Source organism: Devosia geojensis, assembly GCF_000969415.1.
Classification (GTDB): domain Bacteria; phylum Pseudomonadota; class Alphaproteobacteria; order Rhizobiales; family Devosiaceae; genus Devosia; species Devosia geojensis.
Window position 1 is genome coordinate 1 of the sequence record NZ_JZEX01000160.1, and the last position, 4,966, is coordinate 4,966.

4 protein-coding genes are annotated in these 4,966 nt (G+C 68.5%); all 4 read left to right on the plus strand.

Annotation, left to right across the window (positions count from 1 at the left end; all coding sequences use genetic code 11):
• The first annotated feature begins 122 nt into the window (after nt 1–122).
• The 4 genes from VE25_RS18710 to ertD all read left to right on the plus strand — a co-directional run bounded on the left by VE25_RS18710 (nt 123) and on the right by ertD (nt 4,663).
• Nucleotides 123–1,304: an ABC transporter permease gene (locus tag VE25_RS18710; protein ID WP_046110190.1), complete on the plus strand. Its 1,182-nt coding sequence runs from the start codon at nt 123–125 to the stop codon at nt 1,302–1,304.
• A complete protein-coding gene (locus tag VE25_RS18715; RefSeq protein WP_046110191.1) occupies nt 1,304–2,236 on the plus strand; it encodes an ABC transporter ATP-binding protein in 933 nt (310 codons plus the stop codon). Before VE25_RS18710 ends, VE25_RS18715 begins: the two co-directional genes overlap by 1 nt.
• Nucleotides 2,233–2,982, plus strand: coding sequence for an ABC transporter permease (locus VE25_RS18720; RefSeq protein WP_046110192.1), 750 nt, complete (start codon nt 2,233–2,235; stop codon nt 2,980–2,982). The genes VE25_RS18715 and VE25_RS18720 overlap by 4 nt, the downstream gene beginning before the upstream one ends.
• A 316-nt stretch (nt 2,983–3,298) precedes the next feature.
• Nucleotides 3,299–4,663, plus strand: coding sequence for a hydantoin-5-propionate amidohydrolase (gene ertD / locus VE25_RS18725; RefSeq protein WP_046110193.1), 1,365 nt, complete (start codon nt 3,299–3,301; stop codon nt 4,661–4,663).
• Nucleotides 4,664–4,966 lie beyond the last annotated feature (303 nt).

Consider the following 4,966-nt stretch of genomic DNA (forward strand, 5'->3'; position numbering starts at 1 on the left):
CCCACAAGGGGGGAGGCAACTTTCGGGCTCCTGGCCAGACGATGCCTCAAGCACGATGCAGCACCTCCCCCCTTGCGGGGGAGGGTTGGGAGGGGGGTATCCGCGAGCCCCGTCACCATCCGATGACCCTTGCTTCCACCGCCACTGCCCGTCCGATCCCCGCGCTCGACAAGCTCGGCATCCTCATCGCGCTCATTGTGGCAGCGGGCGCTGCCTTGCCGTTCAGCGTCTTCCGCCCGACACGGATCGCGGCCGGCGAAGGGCGGATGCTGACGGAAGCCCTCGCGGTCCTTCCCGCCGGCGTGATGATCGCCGCCATCGTCATCGGCAGCCTCGTCGCGGTCGGGCGCTTCGCGCCCCTCGTCAAGCTCGCCGTCTCCTTCGTCGTTCTCGCCATTCTCTTCGTTCTTGTCGGCCAGTCGGCGACCTACCTGACGCCCCCGGACAACACCTTCGCGCGCGTCTCGCCCGGCGCCGGCTTCTGGCTCCTCACCTTCGCCTTCGCGCTGATGGTCACCGACGCCCTGGCGCGCCTGCGGTTCCGCCCCTGGGCGCGCATCGGCATCCTCGCCGCCGTCACCGTGGCGATTGGGCTCCTCCTCTGGAGCGGGGTGTGGAACGATCTCTCGATCCTCAAGGAATACGCCAACCGCGCCGCCGCCTTCTGGAACGAGGGGCGCACGCACCTCCTGCTCGCCTTCGGCTCGGTCGCGGCCGCAACGATCGCCGGCGTGCCGCTCGGCATCCTCTGCCATCGCGTGCGGCCGCTGCGGGCGGGCGTGCTCAATGTCCTCAACATCATCCAGACGATCCCCTCGATCGCGCTTTTCGGCCTCCTCATCGCCCCGCTCGCGTGGGTGGCGGCCAACGTGCCCGGCGCCTCGGCCATCGGCATTTCCGGCATCGGCATTGCGCCGGCGATGGTTGCGCTTTTCGCCTATTCGCTCTTGCCGATCGTCGCCAACACCGTCGTCGGGCTCGAGAACGTGCCCGAGGCCGCCGAGGACGCGGCACGCGGCATGGGCATGACCAATCGCCAGCGCCTGATGGGCGTCGAGCTGCCGCTAGCCTTCCCTGTGATCCTCACCGGCATCCGCATCGTCCTCGTCCAAAACATCGGCATGGCGACCATCGCCGCGCTCATCGGGGGCGGCGGCTTCGGCGTCTTCGTCTTCCAGGGCGTCGGGCAAACCGCCATGGACCTCGTCCTCCTCGGCGCCGTACCCACGGTGGCACTGGCCTTCGCCGCCGCCGTTGTGCTCGATGCCTTCGTCGAAATGGTCAGCGTCGGGGGGCGCACGTAATGATCGAAATCCAGGACCTCACCAAAGTCTATGGCGAGACCGCCGTCGTCGACCGGGTGTCGCTGACCGTTCCCGCCGGCGAGATCTGTGTCGTCGTCGGCACCTCGGGCTCGGGCAAGACCACCCTCATGCGCATGATCAACCGGCTGGTCGAGCCCACCTCCGGCCAAGTGCTGATCGACGGCAAGGACACGCGCTCCGAGCCGCCCCATCTCCTACGCCGCCGCATCGGCTACGCCATTCAGGGCCATGGCCTTTTCCCGCACCGGACGGTGGGCGAGAACATCGCTACCGTTCCCACCCTCCTCGGCTGGGACAAGGCCAAGTCCACCGCCCGCGTCGACGAGCTGCTCTCGCTCTTCCAGCTCGATCCCGCCGAATACCGCGACCGCCTGCCGAGCGAATTGTCCGGCGGCCAGCAGCAGCGCGTCGGCGTCGCGCGGGCGCTCGCGGCCGAACCCGCCATCCTCCTCATGGACGAACCGTTCGGTGCGCTCGATCCGGTCATCCGCGCCAAGGCGCAGGAGGATCTCCTTGCCATCCAGCGCCGCTTCGGCACCACCATCGTCCTCGTCACCCACGACATGGAGGAGGCCATACACCTGGGCAGCCGCATCGCCGTGATGGATGCGGGCAAGCTCCTGCAATACGCAACGCCGCAGGAGATCATCGCCAATCCGGCGACCGCGTTCGTTGCCGAGCTCATCGGCGGCGACCGGCCCTTCCGCCTGCTCTCGCTCGCCAAGGTCGCCGACCACATCGAGCCGGGCGAAGCCTCCGGCGCCCCCATCGATGCCGGGGCCACCCTGCGCGATGCCTATGCTGAGTGCCTCTGGTCGGGCCGCGACGCCCTGCCGGTCGTCGAGGATGGCAAGGCCCTCGGCCGCGTCACCCGCGATGCGCTCGCCCGGCTCGCGGCGAGGCCGCAATGAGCGTCGGGTTCGTCATCCGGCTCGTGGTGCTGGCGCTGCTCGTCGCCTTCCTCGTGATGCCCGAGGCCTTCGCCTTCGTCTTCCAGCCGCTGGCGCGGCCGAACCAGCCGGTGATCTACAACCAGGGGAACCTCCTCGACCTCACCCTCAACCACCTCGCCATCGTCGCCGCCGCGATGGTGGTGGCGACCCTCGTCGCCGTCGGCCTCGCCATCCTCGTCACCCGCCCGTTCGGCGCCGAGTTCCTGCCGCTGTCGCGCAGCCTCGCCAATATCGGCCAGACCTTCCCGCCGGTCGCCGTGCTGGCGCTCGCCGTCCCCATCCTCGGCTTCGGCACCGCACCGACCCTCGTCGCGCTCTTCCTCTATGGCCTATTGCCGATCTTCGAGAACACGCTGACCGGCCTCACCACCTTGCCGCCCGCCGTCACCGAGGCGGCGCGCGGCATGGGCATGACCGGCCGGCAGCGCCTGATGCGCGTCGAGCTGCCCTTAGCGCTGCCCGTCATCCTCGCCGGCATACGCCTGTCGACCGTCATCGCGCTTGCTACCGCCACCATCGGCTCGACAGTCGCGGCGCGGACCCTCGGCGAGGTTATCATCGCCGGGCTCCTTTCCAACAACACCGCGTTCGTCGCCCAGGGCGGCCTCATCGTCGGCGTGCTCGCGGTTCTGATCTATGATGGACTATCTGCCGTGGAGCAAATGCTGATGCGGCGGACCGGGCAAGCGGGGAGAAGGGGATGATAATAGTAAGATGTACCCACACACCCCCATCCGCGTGTCATCCCGGCGGAAGCCGGGACCCAGTAAACACAGGCCTAGCGTCGGCGCGACGATCTCGTCCCCACCCCAGGGTCATCCCCGCGAAAGCGGGGACCTCCGTTTCGGGATCGACAGCGCAAACAGGGATTCCCGCTTTCGCGGGAATGACCCGGTGGGAGTTGGTGCGGTTGTGCGAAACCCGCAAACTCGGCGTGTACCGGTTCCCGGCTTTCGCCGGGATGACATCGTAGGTATGGCACGTTCGATGGCAGCCACCGGCTTTTTAGCAGAGTAACCCATGTCCGATTTCGACCTCGTCCTCTCCGGCACCGTCGTCCTCCCCGACCTCGTCGTCGAGGATGGCTACGTCGCCGTGCGCGGCGGCAAGGTCGTGCATGTGGGCGAGGGCCGCGCGCCTTCCGCCCATGAGCGGCACGAGCTCGGCAATGCCCTCATCCTGCCCGGCGCCATCGACGCGCAGGTGCATTCGCTGAGCCAGAAGAACCAGGAGGATTTCATCTGGTCCACCCGCTCGGCCGCCGCGGGCGGGGTCACCACCATCGTCGACATGCCCTATGACGAGGGCAACCTCGTCTCATCGGCAGAGGCCGTTCAGCGCAAGGTCGACCACGCCTCCCCCCAGGCCCGCGTCGACTTCGCCCTCTACGGCACCATCGATCCCGAAGAGGGGCCGTCCCGCATCCCCGAGATGGTGGAAGCGGGCGTCGCCGCCTTCAAGTTCTCGACCTTCGGCACCCACCCCAAGCGCTTCCCGCGTATCCCGCCAAAGCTCCTCGCCGAGTGCTTCGCCGCAATCGCGCCCACCGGCCTCACCGCCGGCGTCCACAACGAGGACGACGGGTTCGTGCGTGCCGCGATGGAGCAGGTCAAGGCCTCCGGCATCACCGACTGGCGCGCCCATGGCCTCTCCCGCCCGCCGCTGACCGAGCTCCTCGCCTCGCTCGAAATCTACGAGATCGGCGCCGCGACCGGCTGCCCCGCCCACGTCGTCCACTGCTCGCTGTCGCGCGGCTACGAGATCGCCCGGCGCTACCGCGACGAGGGGCACGCCGCCACCATCGAGTGCTGCATCCACTATCTCACGCTCGACGAGGAGAACGACGTCGCCCGCCTCGGCGGCAAGGCCAAGATCAACCCGCCGATACGCCCGCGCGCCGAGGTTGAAAAGCTCTGGCAGCACGTCGCGGCCGGCAACGTCACCCTGGTCTCGACCGACCATGTGAGCTGGTCGGAGGACCGCAAGACCAACCCCGACATGCTCGCCAACGCCTCGGGCGTGCCCGGCCTCGAAGCCATGGTGCCGCTCTTCGTCAAGGGCGCTTTTGAGCGCGACATCCCCCTCACGTCAGCCGCCAGGCTCATGGCCGCCAACCCCGCCAAACACTTCCGCCTCGACCACGTCAAAGGCGCCCTCGCCCCCGGCAAGGACGCCGACATCACCGTGCTCCTGCCCCGCCCCAAGGTCTACGACGCGGCCGAGAGCGGCCACAACGTCGTCGGCTGGAGCCCCTACAACGGCATCGAGCTGCCCTGGACGGTCGGCGCGACGTACCTGCGCGGGCAGCTGGTGTTCGACGGGACCGATGTGCTGGCCGAGCCCGGCACCGGCCGGTTCCAGCGGCCGGAGCGCCAGCGCCCATGACGCGAAGGATCACCTCCACCCCACCGATATCATCCCGGCGAAGGCCGGGACCCATCCTGAGATACCTCCACAGCCGCAAGATGGTAATGACGCGCAACGGGCATGTGGTCGACGGCGTCTTGCATGCATATGGATGTGTTCAGGGATGGATCCCGGCCTTCGCCGGGATGACAACTTGGGGTATGCGGCAGCTTCCCCCCACCCCTACCCCTCCCCTCAAGGGGGAGGGGCGCGCGCGAGCCGCGAGCCTCGTAACCTGCCCGAATGACCGGGAGGGTCCCCTCCCCCTGGAGGGGACCCTTC

Bases quoted from the DNA above. Each gene is read 5' to 3' on its own strand.
- VE25_RS18710 (WP_046110190.1), top strand. From the start codon at position 123: ATGACCCTTGCTTCCACCGCCACTGCCCGTCCGATCCCCGCGCTCGAC.
- VE25_RS18715 (WP_046110191.1), top strand. From the start codon at position 1,304: ATGATCGAAATCCAGGACCTCACCAAAGTCTATGGCGAGACCGCCGTC.
- VE25_RS18720 (WP_046110192.1), top strand. From the start codon at position 2,233: ATGAGCGTCGGGTTCGTCATCCGGCTCGTGGTGCTGGCGCTGCTCGTC.
- ertD (WP_046110193.1), top strand. From the start codon at position 3,299: ATGTCCGATTTCGACCTCGTCCTCTCCGGCACCGTCGTCCTCCCCGAC.